The following is a 20266-nucleotide window of genomic DNA, read 5'->3' as shown; positions in this document are numbered from 1 at the left end:
CCCACGAAGCTGTCACTTTCGGGCGATGAAGTTAACTCGCTTGTTCGTGACGACTTGCATCCTCGCCTGCGGCCCCGAGGGCAACAAGTCCTCGACCGAGACCTCGACATCGACCGAGACCTCGACATCGACCGAGACCTCGATCTCGACGTCCGAACCCACCTCGACCACGGCGGTGACTCCCGCCTGTGAGTGCCCGGCCGAGGACTGTGGCGCGCTTATCTGCGGCGCGCTCGAGCTGGAGGAGACCGCTCCGCTCCTCGGCACCTTCGAGGAGCTCAACGACGCCGAGGCGCTGACCTGCGCGCTCGAGGCCCTGCGCGACCGCACGCCCGGCGGGCTGCAGTGGTATCACAGTCAGATCAATGGCGTGATCGTCGACACCGGGAAGTTGTGGGTCCAAACCGACGGCACGGTGTACGTCGCGCGCGCGGGGTCTCACGATCTCAGCGAGTATGTCGGGCCCGACGGGTATTACGCGCTGAAGGAGTCGGCCTTCTTCTCGGCTTGCCTGGCGGAGACCGACGTCGTCGCGCGATTCGAGTGTCTGAGCGCGGGAGTGGGCGAGGTGTTGCAGGGGTGCGCGCCGTACCAGGAGTGGGGGGACGACTAGTCCGGATTTCTCACCACGGATGGGTGGGGGCCCGCCAAGCACCTGTCAGGGGGCTTGGTGGAAGGGTGTTGGACGCCGTCGACGTGAGCCGGGAGGCGCGCTCGTTACGCCCACTGCTGGCGCGAGATCGAGCTGTTAGATGGATTACAAAGCCGGCTGCGCGTTTGGGGTGACCTGCGCATAAGGACAGACGAGCCCCGGCGCGCAGCGCGGCGCGCCCTTTGAGTGACGGAAGTCGAGGCCGTCAGCGTCTCATGACGTGATGACGGTAAAGGTTCTCGAGGACGCGCCACCACACGTGCTGGAGCGGGAAGACCGAGCTTAGGGAGACGCGGAGCCTGCGGACCGAGGCGGTGACGATGGCGCCGATCTTGAGCAGCCGCGTGCGGATCGTGGAGACCTGGGCGTGGGCGAGCTCGGTGCCGGCGAGGGCGATCCGGCGGAGCTCGTTGAGAATCATGTAGGCGACGGACGACAGCCACAGGCGGAGCTGGTTGGCGCGCAGCGTGTGGGCGCTGGTGCGGTCGGCGAAGAGGCCGAGCTGCTGCTCCTTGATCCGGTTCTCCATGTCCCCACGAGCGCAGTAGAGGTCCTCGTAGAGCGAGCGCGCGTCGTACTCGTCCTGCGAGAGGTTGGTGGCGACGAAGCGCGGATTCTCCTTGTCCGTCGTGTACTCGGCCTTGCCGACCACCCGGCGCTCTCGCGACCACGTCCGGTTGGTCTCGTAGCGAAAGTCCTTGAAGACGCGTGCTTTCTTGGCTCTTCAGGGTTGAGGGTGGCGTAGGTTGCGCGCGAAATCGCGCCGTGATATCGTGCGCGAAATGGCAGAGACCGAACTCTACGCCCGAATTCTCGGTATCGAGGCTCCCTGGAGAGTTGCTGCGGTGAAGCTGCAGCTCGGGCAGGGGCAGATCGTCATCGAGGTCGAGCACGACCCCGATGTGCCGACGACGTGCCCGGAGTGTGGCCAGGCTGTTCCCCGTCACGATACGCGGACTCGCCGATGGCGGCACCTCGATACGTGTCAGTATCGGACGATCATCGAAGCCGGCGTACCGCGGACGTCGTGCCCGAAGCACGGTACGCTCACGATGCGCGTCTCGTGGGCGGACGGTAGCGCTCGGCTCACCGCGCTGTTCGAGGCGCTGGTGATCGACTGGCTCCGCGATGCGCCGATTGCAGTGGTCGCGGAGCGCCTCGGGCTCTCGTGGGATCAGGTCGCCGGCGTCCAGGAGCGTGCAGTACAACGCGGACTCGAGCGCCGCGAGGTCGCGCTGCCGGAGATGCTCGCCGTCGACGAGACCTCCTTCCAGCGGCGCCACGAGTACGTCACGATCGTGCATGACCCGAAGTCCGCCAGCAAGCGGGTCATCCACGTCGCCGACGGACGCGGCAAGGGGGCCCTCAAGGGCTTCCTGAGCGGCTTTTCGCGCCCAGAGAGGGCTGCGGTCTCCGTGGTCGTCATGGACATGCACGAGCCCTACATTCAAGCTGTCCGCGAGGCCATCCCCGATGGCGACGCGAAGATCGCCTTCGACAAGTACCACGTCGCCGCGCGCCCCGGTCAAGCCGTCGACCACGTGCGACGCGAGGAACACCGCGCTCTCCACGGCCTCGGCGACAACCGGCTCAAGGGCACCAAGTACCTCTGGCTGCGCAACCCCGAACGGATGAGCAAGGAGGTCTGGGACGACTTCGAGGCGCTGCGGACGAGCTCGCTGCGGACGGCCCGCGCGTGGGCGCTCAAGGAGGCGGCGATGGAGGTCTGGGAGCACACCTCGCCGAGCAACATGCGGGACCAATGGGGCATGTGGTACGATTGGGCTATCCGCTCTCGCCTGGAGCCGATGAAGGCCGCCGCGCGCATGGTCAAAAATCACCTCGGCGGCATCATCCATGCAGCCACCGAACGGATCACCAACGCCTCTGCCGAGGGCCTCAACTCGGTCATCCAGAAGCTCAAGTACGTCGCCCGCGGCTTCCGTAACCGCGACCGCTTCCGAGCTGCGATCTACTTCCACCTCGGCGGCCTCGACCTCTATCCTGCCGGGATCACACGCTGAGTCAGCGGTATCCACCACAAACCCTGAAGAGCCGCTTTCTTGCCGGTCTGCTCGGAGGTGGTGCGGGCCTGCGTCATCTCGTCCTCGATCTCGGCGATCAGGCGCGAGTTCTTCTGCAGGCCGAGGACGAAGAAGAGACCGTTGTCCTCGCACCAGCGCATGACCTCGTCGCGGCAGAAGCCGGAATCTCCGCGCACGATGATCCGGACGGCCGGCCAGCGAGCGAGGATCTGACTGACGATCCTCTCGAGCTCCTCGACCGCGCCGCTGACTGGCTGCTTGTCGGCGGTGTTCAGCGCGGCGCCGAGGAGGAAGTCGCCGCAGAAGACGTACAGCGGCAGGTAGCAGTAGCTGTCGTAGAAGCCGTGGAAGAAGCGACCCTCCTGCTTGCCGTGTACGGGGTCGTCCGTCGCGTCGAGATCGAGGACGATCTCGGCGGGCGGCCGATCGTGCGCGGCCAGGAAGGTGTCGACGAAGAGGCGCTGGATGCCGTGGTCGTCGTAACTGATCTTCTTGTAGCGCTCGTCGCCGGCCACCGTGGGCTTCGCCAGCTCCAGGCGGTTCAGCGTGCTCTTGCCCGCCAGCGCATGGCCCCGGTCGCGCACCCGCTTGCGCTGCTCGCCGGTCGGATCGGCCTTGCCTATCGCCAGCGCGAGCAAGGCATCGTCGCGGAGCACGTCGTGGTCGTTCAGGTCCTCGTAACCACACAGCAGGCCCAGCACGCGCTGCGCGAGCAATTCCTCGACAGTGTGCTCGATGCGGCTCGGGTCGCGGTGGTCCCGGAAGCAGGCCGCGAAGTCCCGAAACACACCTGAACTCTCGGTCAGCTCCCGCAGCAACAGCAGGTCCCCGTCCGAGCTGACCCGTCCGCCGTCAAAGGCGGCCTCGACACGCCTCCGCCCGGCCGGTTGAAAATCGAACTCGGTGCGGATACACCTTGTCGTGTTCCGGCCGTACCCCTGGGTGGTCAGCAATCGTTTCACACCCGCTCGAACTCGGGAAGTACGGCCGGAATTCCTTCCCGTGGTGAGAAATCCGGACTAGTCCGGATTTCTCACCACGGATGGGTGGGGGCCCGCCAAGCGCCTGTCAGGGGGCTTGGTGGAAGGGTGTTGGACGCCGTCGACGTGAGCCGGGAGGTGCGCTCGTTACGCCCCACTGCTGGCGCGAGATCGAGCTGTTAGATGGATTACAAAGCCGGCTGCGTGTTTGGGGTGACCTGCGCATAAGGACAGACGAGCCCCGGCGCGCAGCGCGGCGCGCCCTTTGAGTGACGGATGTCGAGGCCGTCAGCGTCTCATGACGTGATGGCGGTGGAGGTTCTCGAGGACGCGCCACCACACGTGCTGGAGCGGGAAGACCGAGCTTAGGGAGACGCGGAGCCTGCGGACCGAGGCGGTGACGATGGCGCCGATCTTGAGCAGCCGCGTGCGGATCGTGGAGACCTGGGCGTGGGCGAGCTCGGTGCCGGCGAGGGCGATCCGGCGGAGCTCGTTGAGGATCATGTAGGCGACGGACGACAGCCACAGGCGGAGCTGGTTGGCGCGCAGCGTGTGGGCGCTGGTGCGGTCGGCGAAGAGGCCGAGCTGCTGCTCCTTGATCCGGTTCTCCATGTCCCCACGAGCGCAGTAGAGGTCCTCGTAGAGCGAGCGCGCGTCGTACTCGTCCTGCGAGAGGTTGGTGGCGACGAAGCGCGGATTCTCCTTGTCCGTCGTGTACTCGGCCTTGCCGACCACCCGGCGCTCTCGCGACCACGTCCGGTTGGTCTCGTAGCGAAAGTCCTTGAAGACGCGTGCTTCCTTGCCGGTCTGCTCGGAGGTGGTGCGGGCCTGCGTCATCTCGTCCTCGATCTCGGCGATCAGGCGCGAGTTCTTCTGCAGGCCGAGGACGAAGAAGAGGCCGTTGTCCTCGCACCAGCGCATGACCTCGTCGCGGCAGAAGCCGGAATCGCCGCGCACGATGATCCGGACGGCCGGCCAGCGAGCGAGGATCTGACTGACGATCCTCTCGAGCTCCTCGACCGCGCCGCTGACTGGCTGCTTGTCGGCGGTGTTCAGCGCGGCGCCAAGGATGAAGTCGCCGCAGAAGACGTACAGCGGCAGGTAGCAGTAGCTGTCGTAGAAGCCGTGGAAGAAGCGACCCTCCTGCTTGCCGTGTACGGGGTCGTCCGTCGCGTCGAGATCGAGGACGATCTCGGCGGGCGGCCGATCGTGCGCGGCCAGGAAGGTGTCGACGAAGAGGCGCTGGATGCCGTGGTCGTCGTAGCTGATCTTCTTGTAGCGCTCGTCGCCGGCCACCGTGGGCTTCGCCAGCTCCAGGCGGTTCAGCGTGCTCTTGCCCGCCAGCGCATGGCCCCGGTCGCGCACCCGCTTGCGCTGCTCGCCGGTCGGATCGGCCTTGCCTATCGCCAGCGCGAGCAAGGCATCGTCGCGGAGCACGTCGTGGTCGTTCAGGTCCTCGTAACCACACAGCAGGCCCAGCACGCGCTGCGCGAGCAGTTCCTCGACGGTGTGCTCGATGCGGCTCGGGTCGCGGTGGTCCCGGAAGCAGGCCGCGAAGTCCCGAAACACACCTGAACTCTCGGTCAGCTCCCGCAGCAACAGCAGGCCCCCGTCCGAGCTGACCCGTCCGCCGTCAAAGGCGGCCTCGACACGCCTCCGCCCGGCCGGTTGAAAATCGAACTCGGTGCGGATACACCTTGTCGTGTTCCGGCCGTACCCCTGGGTGGTCAGCAATCGTTTCACACCCGCTCGAACTCGGGAAGTGCGGCCGGAATTCCTTCCCGTGGTGAGAAATCCGGACTAGTGCTCCGACCGTAGCGTAGCGATCAAAAACCTTGCGCGAATTTGCGCTCTGTCCGAGATTCTGATCTACGGGTGCCATGAGGCGGAAGAAGCCACGACCCCGGTTCCCCGGACTCAAGCTCAAGGACGAGGATCGAGAGCTCCTGCGGCGAAAGGCTCGGGAGCGGCAAACGGAGCGGACCTGGAAGCGAATACGCATGCTGCAGATGTTGGACGAGGGGAAGTTGTTGTCGCCGGCCACGATCCGCAGCGTAGCGCCGGTGTCCGGCGCCGGTGGGTAGCGCCGGTGTCGGACGCCGACGCAAATCGCCGGCGCACAGCGCCGGCGTGGACGTGATGCGGGAGCTGGCTGCGGGCGGTCAGCCTGGGGGTTTTGGCGGACGGCTACGGCGACGGGAGGTGCGTTCGTTGGCTTCCTTGAGGCGCCAGGATTCGCCGGCGATCTCGACGATCTCGACCTTGTGGCAGAGGCGATCGAGGAGGGTGCCGACGCAGGAGGCGCTGTGGAAGACGGCGGCCCACTCGCTGAAGGGCCGATTGGTGGTGATCACGACCGGCGCCTTGGTGTATCGCTGGGAGACGACCTCGAAGAGCAGGTCGGCGTAGCGGTTGCTGTAGGGCAGGTAGCCGAGCTCGTCGACGACGAGCAGCGCGGGCTTGACGTAGCGGTGCAGGCGACTGTACTGCCTCGGCTGGCCCGCAACGGGCCTGAGTTTTGGTAGAGGAGAGGCGTGGCCAGGAGGCCCGCATGAAGAAGCAAGAACGCCGACACTTCACCCCCGAGCAGAAATCCAAGATCCTGCGAGAGCACCACCTCGACAAGGTGCCCGTGTCGGACCTGTGCGAGAAGTACAAGCTGCAGCCCAGCGTGTTCTACGGCTGGCAGCGGGCGCTATTTGAGCGCGCGCCGCAGGTGTTCGTCGAATCTCGCACGACGCCGGCGGAGACGGTCAAGCGCGAGCTCGGCGAGAAGGTGGAGCACCTCGAGGCGAAGCTGGTCAAGAAGGACGCGGTGATCGCCGAGCTGTCGGAGGCGCTGGTTGACCTAAAAAAAGAGCTTGGGGAGCTCTGAACGGCCGCTGGGTGCCCCATGAGACGCGGGACGAGGTGATCGACTTCGTCACCGACTGGTCGGAGAAGACCGAGCTGGCGCCGGCCCGCTTCGCGGGGTGGCTGGGGATCCAGCGGTCGCAGCTGACGCGCTGGCGCGAGCGGTACGGCAAGGCCAACGAGCACAACGGGAAGATCCCGCGCGACCACTGGATCCTCGACGCCGAGCGCCAGGCGATCCTCGACTTCTTCGACAAGCACCCACTCGAGGGCTACCGACGGCTGACCTACATGATGCTCGACCAGGACATCGTCGCCGTCAGCCCGGCGACCGTCTACCGAGTCCTGAGCGCCGCTGGCCGCCTCGATCGCTGGCAGCGCGGTCCTTCGAAGAAGGGCACTGGCTTCCAGCAGCCTGACGGCCCGCACCGCCACTGGCACGTCGACATCGCCTACATCAACCTCGCCGGCACGTTCTACTACCTGTGCAGCGTGCTCGACGGCTACAGCCGTTACATCGTCCACTGGGATCTCCGCGAGTCGATGACCGAACGAGACGTCGAGTGCATCCTGCAGCGCGCCCGGGAGCTGTTCCCCGGGGCGCGGCCCCGCATCGTCACCGACAACGGCCCCCAGTTCATCGCCCGCGATTTCAAGGAGTTCATCCGCGTCGCCGGCATGACCCACGTCCGGATCTCACCCGGCTACCCGCAGTCCAACGGCAAGCTCGAACGCTGGCACAAAACCTTCAAGTCCACGGCCTTACGGCCCGCAGCGCCATCGACGATCGACGAGGCCCGTCGCGTCACCGCCGACTTCGTCGAGCACTACAACGCCCGCCGCCTCCACAGTGCCATCGGCTACATTGCGCCGGTCGACAAGCTCGCCGGCCGCGAAGCTGCGATCTTCGTCGAACGCGACCGCAAACTCGAGGCCGCTCGAGAGCTCCGCCGTCAACGCCGAGAACTTGCTCGCCGACACCAAACCCACCATCATCCCAACCAGACCTGCCCACCCGCAAGTCCGTAAGCCGCACCTCCCTCGGTTGCATTCACGCTGAGCCAATACAGCTGGCTCTCGTCCTCGATCGACCACGTGCCCGGCCACGCACTCCGCTGGACTTCCCCGAGCCCTCGCCGTACCCTCCTGCCGTCGCTTCTTTGTTGGCTGTCCTTTGGGGTACGGCCGGCTACGACACCGAGCGCTGAGAGTCGCTACCTCTCAGCGCTCACCTTTTGGCGGCCGCGCTCCCTCTACCCGACCCGCCAGCGTTCGCCGAAAACTTGACGCGCTGCTTGATCCTCATCCGCTGACCGTTGACGCCTCATCGGCGCTGCGCCTCGGATTTCGGCCGGCGTCGACACGTGATCCTTCGGTTCTTCTGGGTCCGTCGATTTTCCCCCCGCCGCTGCTGCAGCGAGCCGCGCGGATCGACGTGCCGTCGATGCACCAGAGCTCGGCGGGTGGGTCGCCATGCGATACCACGCAGCTGCGGAGTCGTCGCAGCACCTCGTCGAACGTCCCGTCTTGGTTCCACTTGTTGAAGAAGTCCCACGCAGTCGACCATGGACCGAACTCGATCGGAAGATCACGCCACGGCGCCCCTGTGCGGAGCACCCAAAAGATGGCGTTCAGGATCGTCCGGCGATCTCTCGCGCGCCGTCCCGTCTTGCAGTTGCGAGTCGGGAACAGGTCCGCGATCAGGTTCCACTGGTCGTCCGTGAGCTGGTGGCGGGGAACGCGGGGCGTCATGTCCCCGACCAGATCAAAAAACCCCGATATCTCCAAGAAACTGGCGTTTTCGAGATCTCGGACATGGCCTAGTCCGGATTTCTCACCACGGGAAGGAATTCCGGCCGTACTTCCCGAGTTCGAGCGGGTGTGAAACGATTGCTGACCACCCAGGGGTACGGCCGGAACACGACAAGGTGTATCCGCACCGAGTTCGATTTTCAACCGGCCGGGCGGAGGCGTGTCGAGGCCGCCTTTGACGGCGGACGGGTCAGCTCGGACGGGGGCCTGCTGTTGCTGCGGGAGCTGACCGAGAGTTCAGGTGTGTTTCGGGACTTCGCGGCCTGCTTCCGGGACCACCGCGACCCGAGCCGCATCGAGCACACTGTCGAGGAATTGCTCGCGCAGCGCGTGCTGGGCCTGCTGTGTGGTTACGAGGACCTGAACGACCACGACGTGCTCCGCGACGATGCCTTGCTCGCGCTGGCGATAGGCAAGGCCGATCCGACCGGCGAGCAGCGCAAGCGGGTGCGCGACCGGGGCCATGCGCTGGCGGGCAAGAGCACGCTGAACCGCCTGGAGCTGGCGAAGCCCACGGTGGCCGGCGACGAGCGCTACAAGAAGATCAGTTACGACGACCACGGCATCCAGCGCCTCTTCGTCGACACCTTCCTGGCCGCGCACGATCGGCCGCCCGCCGAGATCGTCCTCGATCTCGACGCGACGGACGACCCCGTACACGGCAAGCAGGAGGGTCGCTTCTTCCACGGCTTCTACGACAGCTACTGCTACCTGCCGCTGTACGTCTTCTGCGGCGACTTCCTCCTCGGCGCCGCGCTGAACACCGCCGACAAGCAGCCAGTCAGCGGCGCGGTCGAGGAGCTCGAGAGGATCGTCAGTCAGATCCTCGCTCGCTGGCCGGCCGTCCGGATCATCGTGCGCGGCGATTCCGGCTTCTGCCGAGACGAGGTCATGCGCTGGTGCGAGGACAACGGCCTCTTCTTCGTCCTCGGCCTGCAGAAGAACTCGCGCCTGATCGCCGAGATCGAGGACGAGATGACGCAGGCCCGCACCACCTCCGAGCAGACCGGCAAGGAAGCACGCGTCTTCAAGGACTTTCGCTACGAGACCAACCGGACGTGGTCGCGAGAGCGCCGGGTGGTCGGCAAGGCCGAGTACACGACGGACAAGGAGAACCCGCGCTTCGTCGCCACCAACCTCTCGCATGACGAGTACGACGCGCGCTCGCTCTACGAGGACCTCTACTGCGCTCGTGGGGACATGGAGAACCGGATCAAGGAGCAGCAGCTCGGCCTCTTCGCCGACCGCATCAGCGCCCACACGCTGCGCGCCAACCAGCTCCGCCTGTGGCTGTCGTCCGTCGCCTACATGATTCTCAACGAGCTCCGCCGGATCGCCCTCGCCGGCACCGAGCTCGCCCACGCCCAGGTCTCCACGATCCGCACGCGGCTGCTCAAGATCGGCGCCATCGTCACCGCCTCGGTCCGCAGGCTCCGCGTCTCCCTAAGCTCGGTCTTCCCGCTCCAGCACGTGTGGTGGCGCGTCCTCGAGAACCTTTACCGTCATCACGTCATGAGACGCTGACGGCCTCGACATCCGTCACTCAAAGGGCGCGCCGCGCTGCGCGCCGGGGCTCGTCTGTCCTTATGCGCAGGTCACCCCAAACGCGCAGCCGGCTTTGTAATCCATCTAACAGCTCGATCTCGCGCCAGCCGTGGGGCGTAACGAGCGCGCCTCCCGGCTCACGTCGACGGCGTCCAACACCCTTCCACCAAGCCCCCTGACAGGCGCTTGGCGGGCCCCCACCCATCCGTGGTGAGAAATCCGGACTAGCCCATCGAGCACGTCGCCGACATGGGCCGCACCGCCGCGCGCGCATGCCCGCGCCGCTGAGGTCGACCACCGAACGGAGCTGTGCCGTCCTGCGTGCCTCGAGGTCGAAGTGTCCTCTGGATGTAGATCGGCGCCTCGAACACGAGGGTCGAGATCTGGAGGTGCTCGCGCGCCATCTGCCGGCGGTGCCGAGCGAGGGAGAGGTGATTGCGGGTCCTTGTCGAGCGCCTGCTGCACGAGCGCGCTCAGCCCCTCGAAGCCCTTGCGCAGGTCGACCGGCCGCCATACGCGAACACCGGCACACGGCCCTGCGCGCCGATCACGACAGCCTCTGCACCAGCTCGGCGACCTCCGCGACCTGAGCCCCTCGACCCGTACGCCGTCGGCGAACACGACGACGAGCGTCCGCCGCTCCGCGACATCGCCGGCGACCTGCACCGGCACCAGCAGCGACGCCCCGTCCTCCACACCTCGCGACCACGCGCGCAGCTCGACCGCCGTCACGCCGATCTCCAGCGCGCCCTGCTCGAGCGACATCCCGCTCGCCGCCAACAGCCGCCACCGCGCCAGGGCCTCCCGCTTGAACCTCTCGCTCCGCCGCTTCTGCTTCGTCTCCATCTATCTCGTCTGCATGCCGAGACCTCACGGCACTCCGCTCCTCCCGTCACGACGGGCACAGCGAGTGTGTACGGTCGAGTTGGGCAGGGTCCGGCACCGCTCGTGGTCGTGGTCGAGCCTGATCTCGGGGCGAGTGTCACGCAGGTTGGCGCCCATCCCGCCACTGCCGGCTCGGCGACGGGCAGGCTGCACAGGAAGGTGACGCGGCCCTCTCCCGTGGTGAGGCGGTGCGGCGCTCGCCGGGCGGTACTCGACCTGCCGACAAACATCCCGCCTGGAACTTCTCAACCCCGGGAGATGGTCGAGGACGTCCCACCGCACGGCGGCGTACCCGCGTCGATGCGGTCGCGATGGACGCGTACAGAGCGGCGCCGACGGAGCCGGACGACGACCAGCACCGTGGCAGCGAGCAGCAGCGCCAGCACCGACCAACGGATCGCCCTGTTGGACATTTTGGGCGTCCAGGCGACGAAGTAGACGAGCCCGCCGCCGACCGCGATCGCCAGCGCGAACATCGCCACGACAGGATTCGAGGGTCTGCCGGTCCCGGTCCTCCTTGTTGCGCATGTGCCCGATGTGCCCTCGCCTTAGCCGTGCTGTCGCGCGGTCCGCGGCCGCGCCGGCCGGGTCGTCGGCCGGCGGCCCGCCCCGGCGTCGGCGGCGTTTCGCGGAATGCCGGATGTCAGAATCAGGTTATTCCTGCATGCCCCCTTCTTCGGACCCCGACGCGCCTCCCTGTCAAGTCGCCCCGGCCCTCGTTGACCGGTTGCTCGACATCCGGCGGATCTACCACGAGCGCGACATCGAGAGGTTCCCGCGTGCCCGGCAGGTCCTGGACCGGTTTCCGGACGCCGAGCGGATCGAGGTCCTTTCGCACCAGGTCATCCCCGGCCTCTACGGCAACGAGGGGAACGTGGGGGACTGGGTGCGCAACAAGCGGGAGGTGCTCGTGCTCGGCGAGAAGAAGTCGCTGGCTGCACGGCGCAACGAGCGCTCCAGCGACTGGATCGCGCCGTCGACGGCCAACGGCTGCGCCATGGCCTGCTCCTACTGCTACGTCCCTCGCCGTAAGGGCTATGCCAACCCGATCACCGTGTTCACCAACATCGAGAAGATTATTGCCTACCTCGAGCGCCATGCCCTTCGCCAGGGACGCAAGCCTGAGCCCAACCAGTGCGACCCGGTGGACTGGGTCTACGACATCGGCGAAAATAGCGACTGCTCGGTGGACGCCATGGTTTCCGACAACGTGCGCGATCTCGTGGACCTGTTCGCGCGGCTCCCGAACGCCAAGGCCAGCTTCGCCACGAAGCTGGTCAACCGGGACCTCCTCGGCTACGACCCGCGCGGCGGCACCCGCGTGCGCTTCAGCCTGATGCCGGAAAAGACGTCCAGGCTGGTGGACATCCGCACGTCGAAGGTGGCGGATCGGATCGCTGCGCTCGACGACTTCGTCGAAGCCGGTTACGAGGTGCACCTCAACCTGAGCCCGGTGATCGTGCATGAGGGCTGGCTCGACGACTGGGCTCAACTGCTCGACCAAGTCGCCGACGCCACCAGCGAACGCACCAAGGCCCAGCTGGCCGCCGAGATCATCTTCCTGACCCACAACGAGGACCTCCACGCGGTCAATCTCGGCTGGCACCCGCGCGGGGAGGACCTGCTGTGGAGGCCTGACCTCCAGCAGGCCAAACGCAGCCAAAGCGGTCAGTGCAACGTGCGTTACAAGAGCCCGTGGAAGGGTCGTTGGGTCCAGCAGCTCACCGCCCTGCTGGCCGACCGGCTGCCGTCATGTCGGGTCCGGTACGCGTTCTGACTTCCGCTCGCGGCGCCGTTTGGCGCTTCTACCCGCGTTTGCAAAAAGAGGAGGGTCGAGCGATGGGACGAGCGGGACGAGCGTGAAAAGAAGGCGGTCTGCGGCTGCCACTTCAGCGGGCTGCCCGGCCGCTGTCTGAGGCCGATGCCCCCTGGAGGAGAATTGTGCCCGTATTGTGACGACGCGCCGCTCCACCGTCATTGCGCCGGGTGCGGGACGAACGCGGTGCCGTTCACGCTCGAGCCGATCGAGCTGTATTGCTCGGCGTGCCTGGCCGGTGACGTCCGACGACGCGGAGCGGAGTGAGCGTGGCATCGCCGGTCAGGCGCTGCGGTGCTCGCTCGACATTTCGCTTCAGGATGGCGCTGGTCGGCGAACCTGACGGCGCGGCACGTCGGCTGTGCGGTCGCCGAGATCGCCACGGGACGCACGAGTGGGCGGCCTCGCGCGGGACTTGGAGCGTCTCCAGTATCTCTCCACGAGACAGGTCTAAGCCCGTGAGTCCTGGGGACTCACGGGCTCTCAGGCTCTAGCAGAATTCCTGTGCCAGGACGCGGACTTCGGGCGAAAGGCGAGCGCGATCAGGTGGTTGGCAAAGTCCAGGTCCTACTGCTCGAAGCAATAGAGCCGCAGCCCGAAGGAGCAGTCGGTGCTCGTCTGATTGGTCCAGCCGCCGTTCGTGTAGTCCAGGCGGCCGGCGAAGCCGTAGACCGAGTTGCTGGTCCAGTTCTGGCACGTCGAGGATTGGGCGGTGCCGTCGGCCTTGACGCCCGTCCAGGCATAGCCCGACGCGACCGACTGGCCGAATTCGTTGACCCTGATCGCCGCCGTCAGGGTGCCGGTGAAGAGGTCTGCCGTCGACGTGGCGACCTCGACGCCGTCGAGGCGGACGTAGCGCTCGCTCACCAGCGGGAACCGATCGAGGGGCGTGCTCGACGCGGTGCCGATCCACGCGTCCCAGGTGCCGCCGAGGTCGGCCGCGTCGGCGCGGGCCTGGCACTTCGCCTGTGCGCCGGCGAGGCCGCCGAGGTTGCCGTTGTAGGTCGTGCTGGTGACGAACACTCGATGGGGCCAGGTACAGTCGGCGTTGCAGAGGCCGTTCTGCTCGGTGTCGCCGTCGTCGCAGTCCTCGCCGGGGGCGACGACGCCGTCACCGCAGACCGCCCCGGTGCAGTCGACGTCGCACGGCTGGCCGGGGCCGTTGTCGGGGCCGAGGTCGCACTCCTCGAAACCCGGGCGGACGAAGCCGTCGCCGCAGAAGAACTCCTTGCAGGCGAGCGTGCAATAACCACTGTTGTCATTGGCCCACGAGCCCTGGTCACACTCCTCGCCGAGGCTCGGCTGGACGAAGCCGTCGCCGCAGGTCGGGAACATGCAGACCTGGTTGCAGCCGTCGTCGGCGCCCTCGGTGAGGCCGTCGTCGCACTCCTCGCCGACGTCGACGACCTCGTTGCCGCACCACTCGGCGGTGCAGGTGGCGCTGCAGCCGTCACCGCCCATCGTGTCGTAATCGTCGCACTCCTCGAAGTAGGCCTGATAGCCGTCGCCGCACACGTTGAGCATGCAGTGCCCGAGGCAGGCCTGGTCATCGCCGTTGAGCGGGCCGTCGTCGCAGGTCTCCCAGCCGCTCTCGCCCTCGTCGTGGACGAGCCCGTCCCCGCACGTGGCGACCATGCAGGTCAGCGTACAGTCGCCGTGGTCGCTGTTGGCCGGCCCGTCGTCGCACGCCTCGCCGGCCTGGACGAAGCCGTCGCCGCAGGCGGCCACGGTACAGCTCGACGTGCACGCGTCGGTGTCGCTCGCGTTGCCGTCGTCGCACGCCTCGCCGACCTGCACCACCCCGTCGCCGCAGCTGGCCGGGACGCACTCGTTGCTGCACTCGTCGAGGTCGTCGTCGTCGCCGTCGTCGCAGCCCTCCATCGCGCCGACGAAGCCGTCGCCGCACACCTGCAGCGTGCACTCGGGGGTGCACGCCGCGGCCTCGCCGTTGTCGTCGCCCTCGTCGCACTCCTCGTCCGCGCCGAGGTCGCCGTCGCCGCACACCTGCAGCGTACAGTCGACCTTGCACGCCGCGCCTGCGGCGTTGTCGGGCCCGTCGTCGCACTCCTCGTCGGGTCCGTGGTCGCCGTCACCGCAGGTATTGACCGCACAGTTGCTGCGACACGCCGCGTCGGGCCCGTTGGCCTCGCCGTCGTCGCATTGCTCGCCGGGCCCGAGGATCCCGTCGCCACAACCGCCCGCCAGGCCGTTGACGTTCACCGTGATGTCGACCGTCGAATCACAGCCGGCCGCCAGCGCGCTCGCGAACAGCCACGGAACTACACATGGAAGCTTCTTCGTGTTCATCATCATGTCATCGCTCCTCGATCGTGCTCGAGTCGACGAGGTATAGCCGCGAGGATCGCCGCACGCATTCTTGCGACCGACGGAGCCGGCGCCCGAACCTCACGGTTCGCCGCACGTGCACGCGCGCGACGACCCTGCTATCGCGCGAGGGCCGGGCGGGTTCGCCCGCGGCAGTCTGCGAACCCGCGGGAATAGTCGCAGCGCGCGGCAGGTTGCTCTTCTCGGACCTCGCTCCGCGACTCTGCAGACGGGGAAGATCGAGATGAGACCGACGATGTCGCGAATCCGTCTAGTGAAGGAGGTTCCTGGTGGGGGAACAAATGGCGGGTCGACAGGTGCCCCAGGGCGGACGAAATCGCCGCCAACTCGCGCGGCCGACGTCGAACCATTACGGGATGTGCCCGACGTACGGACAATCGCCAGAGCCGCCGGTGCAGGATTCGGAAGGCGCGATCAGCTGCATCAGCAGGCCGTCGATCGCCGCCTGCGGCAGATCCGGCCCGCACCTGGCGCCCGCGGCCGAGCTCGGGGCTCCTCTGCCGTTGACTGTGTCGGCTTTCGGGATGCACCTGCACGCCGCCACGATCATCGATGGCCGCGACCGCCCGGGACATGGCCCCGACAAGACTCGGTTGTTCCGCTTCGGCAAACATGCCGCGGCGAACCATCGGGAACGCGGGGAAGGAAAACCGGAGACCTTCGACTTCCTCGGCTTCACGCACATCTGCGGGAAGTCGAGGCTTCTCGCGCCGCGGACGCTCGACTGCGAGGGGGCCGGCGGGGGGCTCGCGTCCAGGAACGCGGCGACTACGGGGCGGCCGTCGCGCGCTACGTCGGAATGGTTCACGCGCAGACGCGGCGCACGCTCACTCGCACATCGACGGCTCGATGTCCGGGAAGCAGAGGTCGCCGGGGCCGCAGGGGTTGTCGCACAGCTCCACCTGCTTGGTGCACTCGCTGCAGGCCTCGAGGTTGGCGAACGTGCAGTCCAGGTCGCCGATAAAACGGTCGACGCCGTTGATCGTGCAGCTCGGGCGAGGACTCGGCCGCGGCCAGCTCCACCAGCTCGGCGGGCGGGATCCCGGACGGCGGCACCCCGCCGGACGGCGGCGACAAGCCGCCGCTCGGCTGCATGGGCAAGGTCGCGGACTTCGACTATCACATCGTCTCCGCGAACACGTCCTCGCTGTGGGGCCGTGTGGTGGCCAAACCCGGAGGATCTTGGTTCACGCCGGTTGCTTCGCCACACTCAACACTCACGAGGTGCTGCCGCAGAGCGCACTGCACTCCGTGATGTCCCGGTAACTCGGAGCGCACTCAACCTCGTTCGACGGGAAGATTTGGCGCAGGCACTCTTCCTTGGCCATGCCCACGCCGTTATTGTTGCTCACCGGACACGACCCCTTCGGGCCCTCGATGACACAGCCCCCGTCCTCGCACACGAGGTGCTGCCCATAGATGTCGATGTACGGCGCCTCAAAGGAGGCCTTCTCGAGCTGGCAGGATCCGCACGAAGTCGATACGTCGGCGACGCGCATGGCGCAGTCTCGTTCGCACTGTTCCACGCTGGCGGGGCTGCAGACGTCGAACTGGCCAAAAGAGACGGCCGGTTCCTGCACCGTGCAGAGCGTCTTGCAGCGCGGATCGACGCTGTCTTCGGCGGGGTCTTCGTCGTCCTTGCACGCGAAGCAGAGCAGGGCCAAGAGGGCGGCGGCGCGCAACTTCATGATTCGACCATATCGTCGCCCTTCGCGGCCATCAAGCTCGACACCCCATCCGCTCTCGGTCGGGCGCCGCAGCGCGGCAACTCGCCAGCCGTCGCCGTCCAACGCTGCGGACGGACCCGCGCTCAGGAGAGGCGTTGACGACCTCGCCATCAGCCCCAACAGCCTCGCACCCAAACGGACCCGCGGCGGTCGGCTTGTCTCGACGGCCGGGCGGCCACCGGCCGCGAAGCTTGGTCCGATGCGCGGTGTAGGCCGGCGCCGGAACTCGATGCGCGATAGCGCGATCTCCGGCCGGCTCGAAGAGCGGTCTCAATTTGTCGGGATCCGGGCGGTTTTATTCGAGCTCGCCCGACGAGGCGCGCGTCACCAGCGGCTAACCCGCGGTGGCGCCCTGAGTGACCCCGCACGAGGCGGTCGAGCGAGCCACACCAGCAAAGAACGGCGAGACCATCACTCAGGCGATCGTTGAGCCGAGTCGTGTCGGGCCTCCCAGCGGTGGATCCGTTTCCACGGAGTTTCCAAACCCACCCGATTCCTGCGGTCAGATAGGGCTCAGGCGGGCTCAAGCGGGCATGACTCAACCCCTCGCAGAACACCGAATTGGGCCAGGAAACGCGGGGGCCGGGGTTCGGGGGTGTTCTGCGAGGGGCTTAGGAGATTCCCGCTTCGAACTTCTCAAGCGCCGTTCACGCCCGCGCCGGGACCGTGCAAAACCCCCCAGCCGCCTCCGCTCCCTCGACCCTCCCGTACCTGCCGCCAGGGCCATCAGGTCCTCTACGTCGCCGCCCACGACATGCTCGCCCAGCTCCGCATGGCCCGCGCCGATCCGACCTACGATCGGCGCCTGCTCCGCTTCACCGCCCCTGATCTGCTGAGCATCGACGACCTTGGGCTGCGCCCGCTGCAGCACGACGAGCCGCTCGACCTCTACGAAGCCATCCGCCAGCGCTACGAGCGCGGCGCCCTGATCATCACCTCGAATCGGGCGGTCGAGGAATGGGGCCCGCTCTTCAAAGACGATCTGCTCGCCAGCGCCGCCGTCGACCGCCTCCTGCACCACTCGCACGTGCTCGTCATGGACGGTGAGACCTACCGCAACCCGCGGGCCCGCCGCCGCGCGCAAGAGCCGACCACGCACTGACGACGACCGATCCGATTGCCCGTCCCGATCCCTTATGCGCCCCGCCCGCCCGACCAGGTGATCCGCTTGCCCGTCCCGACCTCGCTCAGGTCGACGAGTCGGATCAGGCCCTCGGCCACCGCGCCTGCCGCCCCATCAGGTCCTCTACGTCGCCGTGCCCTGAGGCAAGCCGTCTCGCTAGAACATGCATGGCGTCGCGGTCGGCGGCACAGCATGAGTGCGGCGGCGTCTGCGGGCGTCGACCCGGGCGGGGCGGCCGGCACCGAACACGGCGGCCCCACTCGGGCGGCGCAGAAGGGCAAGGGCGCGCTCTGCCGCAGGCATGGACCAGACGAAGTTGGTGTCGTGGACGCGCCGAGCGCGAGGGCGGCGCGGTCGCGCTCGTTCGACCCCAGCGGACTCGGATCGGGGGGTCGGGCGCTTTCGGGCCGCCGACGAAGGTCGAGAAATAGGCGGCCTCGGGACAACCACGTGGACCAGTCGGGGCGGTGCTCGCAGCTCGCGACCAGCCAGCGCAGGTGTCGGCGGTAGGCCGGTTCGGAGCAGGCGCGAGATCTCCGTAAGATAGGCTCGCCAAGGTCGGCGAGGACGAGGACGGCCGCGCGGGAAGCCTCCGGGGCGATCGGGGCGCAGCACCGGGGGAACTCTCGAGTCAGTCGGGTCGAGAGGAAGGAGGCGAGCCGCCAGGAGTTTGAGTGTGTCGGTCGACGGGGCGGGCGGGGTGGTGAGGAACGCGCGGCAGGGTTCCGTCTCGCCGGTCAGCCGGCGCAGCCGGAGGCCGGCCCCGAGCGCGGCGGACCAGCCCTTCTGTCTTTCGGGTCAGCTTCACGAGCCTTCACGGCGGTGCCAGTCTGGTGCCAGATGGCGGAGCCCGAACAGCCGGAGATCGGGGCCGAAAGCTAGTTTTGGGGCTGTTCGTGGCATGCCGGCGATCTTTCTCATCGCCTCGGAACGACCTAATTCAGGTCTTTACGCGTGTTCCGGTGCCCGGTGCCAGCCGGTGCCAGTTTCCTCCTCGATGAGGAGGTCAAGGATCGCCGCCGCGCGGCGGCTCCCGGTCTTTTTGCAGATGTGCGAGATGTAAATATCGGTGGTCGACATGTGCTTGTGCCGCAGCAAGTCTTGCGCGTCGCTGAGGCTTGCCTTCGGCTGGTGAGCGACCCGGCTGGCAGCGCAGGCGTCCGGGGCCCTGAAAGGGTCTGGACACCCCCCGGACCAAGCCTCGGGGCCGGGGGTCGCAGGGCCGTCGCGACATCTCAACTGGCCGCCCGAACGCCGCTCCATCCGCCGGCACCGACTTGAGGTCGGTCGCTGGCGGACGCGGAGGTCGGTCCTCTGCGATGCATATCACGCCGCGGTCAACGGGACGGATCCAACGGCTTCGGCCTTGCCGACGATCCGAACGTCGCCACGACCTCGTCGACGATCCACCCCGCGTCGGGGATCAGCGAGAAGTGATCGGCCGCGGCTCGCTCGAGGTAGCGCGCGCCGGCAATTCGTCGGCTCGCTGCGACGACGGACTGGCGCGCGAAGCAGTGCTCGGCCGCATAGAGGAGGCCGGACACGCGCAGCCCGTCGACGATGCTCTCGAAGCTGCCCCAGCCCGCCTCGGCCTCGCGCAGCGCCAGCAAGGCCGCCGTATCGCAGGCCTCGAGCCGGGCGAGCATCGGCGCCGGGAACGCGGCCATGCGGTCCCACAGCTCGCGCCATGCGGCCCCGCCTCGACGCAGCGTGTGCGTGACGATGTCGTCCTCGAGGTTCACTTCGCTCGCCGTCTCGAAGCCGCCGAGCACGAGCCCCGCGACGCGCTCCGGCGCCTGCGCGGCCAGGGCCAGCGCGAACTTCGCCCCGAGTGAATAGCCCCACACGACTGCCCGCGGGACGGCGAGGGCGTCGAGCACGGCGACGAGGTCTCCGGCGATCGCCGCGAGCGAGTAGTCCGACGCTTCGTGCGGCTTGCTGCTCCGCCCGTGCCCGCGCGGCGAGACCGCGATCGCCTGGAAATGCCGCGCGAGCAGGCCGACGTAACCGAGCGCGGCCCAGTCTTCCTGGCTCATGCCGAAGCCGAACACCAGGAGCAGCGGCGCGCCTTCGCCGGACACGGAGTACTCGATCGCCACGCCGTCACGCTCGACGTATCGCGGCCGTAGGGACACGAAGTCGAGTTCGGCGTCCTGGGCAGTGCGCATCGGAGCGGCGAAGAGACCACACAACCTTCGCCCGCGCCAGGCTCTTCGGTGATCAAGAGAGGAGCGAGCTGCTCGAGCTCATGTCCTCGCCGAGTTCGCGCGGTGCCTCGACGCATCTTATCGACCGAGACCAAGAAGTCGACCGGTTCGAGCAGAAACGGCACTGCCTGCGTGAGTACGGCATCCCCGGGATGCCTCCACGCACCGCATCGCAGAAAATCCAGGAGAAGCTGCGGGAGTGGAAGACCCCTGATCGAGATGGGCTCCATGGCGCACTCTTGCGCGTGAGCGTAGCACGCAGCCGAGCGCGGAAT

Annotated in this window: 15 protein-coding genes and 2 pseudogenes; 7 read left to right on the top strand and 10 right to left on the bottom strand. The window is 67.4% G+C overall.

What is annotated here, in order from left to right; genetic code table 11:
* Window positions 1-25: 25 nt before the first annotated feature.
* The gene (locus tag NAEX_RS49380) at window positions 26-613 is read left to right on the top strand and encodes a hypothetical protein (protein WP_170135354.1); all 588 of its coding nucleotides are present in this window, start codon (window positions 26-28) and stop codon (window positions 611-613) included.
* 244 nt (window positions 614-857) lie between these two features.
* Here NAEX_RS49380 and NAEX_RS01180 read toward each other — a convergent pair.
* Window positions 858-1370: pseudogene (locus NAEX_RS01180) on the bottom strand (transposase); the annotation flags it as partial.
* A 64-nt stretch (window positions 1371-1434) separates the two neighbouring features.
* Here NAEX_RS01180 and NAEX_RS01175 point away from each other — a divergent pair.
* A complete protein-coding gene (locus tag NAEX_RS01175) occupies window positions 1435-2676 on the top strand; it encodes an ISL3 family transposase (protein WP_096325684.1) in 1242 nt (413 codons plus the stop codon).
* Here the strand turns inward: NAEX_RS01175 and NAEX_RS01170 are convergent.
* The 3 genes and pseudogenes from NAEX_RS01170 to NAEX_RS01160 all read right to left on the bottom strand — a co-directional run.
* Complete coding sequence (locus NAEX_RS01170) at window positions 2652-3659, bottom strand: IS1380 family transposase (protein ID WP_096325683.1); 1008 nt, start codon at window positions 3657-3659, stop codon at window positions 2652-2654. The genes NAEX_RS01175 and NAEX_RS01170 overlap by 25 nt on opposite strands.
* 306 nt (window positions 3660-3965) lie before the next feature.
* Window positions 3966-5408, bottom strand: coding sequence for an IS1380 family transposase (locus NAEX_RS01165; protein WP_143825749.1), 1443 nt, complete (start codon window positions 5406-5408; stop codon window positions 3966-3968).
* A gap of 431 nt (window positions 5409-5839) precedes the next feature.
* A pseudogene (locus NAEX_RS01160) lies at window positions 5840-6181 on the bottom strand (ATP-binding protein); the annotation flags it as partial.
* A 47-nt stretch (window positions 6182-6228) separates the two neighbouring features.
* Between NAEX_RS01160 and NAEX_RS01155 the strand changes: the two are divergent.
* Together NAEX_RS01155 and NAEX_RS01150 are read left to right on the top strand one after the other, a co-directional pair.
* Window positions 6229-6552, top strand: coding sequence for a transposase (locus NAEX_RS01155; RefSeq protein ID WP_096325681.1), 324 nt, complete (start codon window positions 6229-6231; stop codon window positions 6550-6552).
* Between the two features lie 11 nt (window positions 6553-6563).
* The gene (locus tag NAEX_RS01150) at window positions 6564-7559 is read left to right on the top strand and encodes an IS3 family transposase (protein WP_211302334.1); all 996 of its coding nucleotides are present in this window, start codon (window positions 6564-6566) and stop codon (window positions 7557-7559) included.
* 273 nt (window positions 7560-7832) lie between these two features.
* On the opposite strand, the gene NAEX_RS01145 is transcribed toward NAEX_RS01150, so the two are convergent.
* Complete coding sequence (locus NAEX_RS01145; RefSeq protein WP_143825494.1) at window positions 7833-8282, bottom strand: IS5 family transposase; 450 nt, start codon at window positions 8280-8282, stop codon at window positions 7833-7835.
* Window positions 8283-8423: 141 nt separating this feature from the next.
* Here NAEX_RS01145 and NAEX_RS01140 point away from each other — a divergent pair, with 141 nt between their 5' ends.
* Window positions 8424-9866 (top strand): IS1380 family transposase, encoded by a 1443-nt coding sequence (locus tag NAEX_RS01140; RefSeq protein ID WP_143825748.1) that lies wholly within the window; start codon window positions 8424-8426, stop codon window positions 9864-9866.
* A 1151-nt stretch (window positions 9867-11017) separates the two neighbouring features.
* On the opposite strand, the gene NAEX_RS01135 is transcribed toward NAEX_RS01140, so the two are convergent.
* Entirely contained in the window at window positions 11018-11254 is a 237-nt protein-coding gene (locus tag NAEX_RS01135; protein ID WP_100793588.1) for a hypothetical protein, read from the bottom strand.
* Between the two features lie 182 nt (window positions 11255-11436).
* On the opposite strand from NAEX_RS01135, the gene NAEX_RS01130 reads away from it, so the two are divergent.
* Complete coding sequence (locus NAEX_RS01130; RefSeq protein ID WP_096325678.1) at window positions 11437-12549, top strand: spore photoproduct lyase family protein; 1113 nt, start codon at window positions 11437-11439, stop codon at window positions 12547-12549.
* A gap of 606 nt (window positions 12550-13155) precedes the next feature.
* Here NAEX_RS01130 and NAEX_RS01125 read toward each other — a convergent pair.
* The gene (locus tag NAEX_RS01125; RefSeq protein ID WP_096325677.1) at window positions 13156-14901 is read right to left on the bottom strand and encodes a DUF1554 domain-containing protein; all 1746 of its coding nucleotides are present in this window, start codon (window positions 14899-14901) and stop codon (window positions 13156-13158) included.
* Window positions 14902-16151: 1250 nt separating this feature from the next.
* A complete protein-coding gene (locus NAEX_RS49375) occupies window positions 16152-16622 on the bottom strand; it encodes a hypothetical protein (protein ID WP_170135353.1) in 471 nt (156 codons plus the stop codon).
* Window positions 16623-17256: 634 nt separating this feature from the next.
* Between NAEX_RS49375 and NAEX_RS01115 the strand changes: the two genes are divergently transcribed.
* A complete protein-coding gene (locus tag NAEX_RS01115) occupies window positions 17257-17763 on the top strand; it encodes an ATP-binding protein (RefSeq protein ID WP_170135352.1) in 507 nt (168 codons plus the stop codon).
* Between the two features lie 969 nt (window positions 17764-18732).
* Here the strand turns inward: NAEX_RS01115 and NAEX_RS53615 are convergent.
* Together NAEX_RS53615 and NAEX_RS01110 are read right to left on the bottom strand one after the other, a co-directional pair.
* Entirely contained in the window at window positions 18733-18864 is a 132-nt protein-coding gene (locus tag NAEX_RS53615; protein ID WP_256254133.1) for a hypothetical protein, read from the bottom strand.
* 257 nt (window positions 18865-19121) lie between these two features.
* A complete protein-coding gene (locus tag NAEX_RS01110; protein ID WP_096325675.1) occupies window positions 19122-19952 on the bottom strand; it encodes an alpha/beta fold hydrolase in 831 nt (276 codons plus the stop codon).
* Window positions 19953-20266: the final 314 nt, after the last annotated feature.

The sequence above is a fragment of the Nannocystis exedens genome, assembly GCF_002343915.1.
Taxonomy (GTDB): Bacteria; Myxococcota_A; Polyangia; order Nannocystales; family Nannocystaceae; genus Nannocystis; species Nannocystis exedens.
The sequence above is the reverse complement of the archived record's forward strand: the minus strand, read 5'-3'. Positions and strand labels throughout refer to the sequence as shown.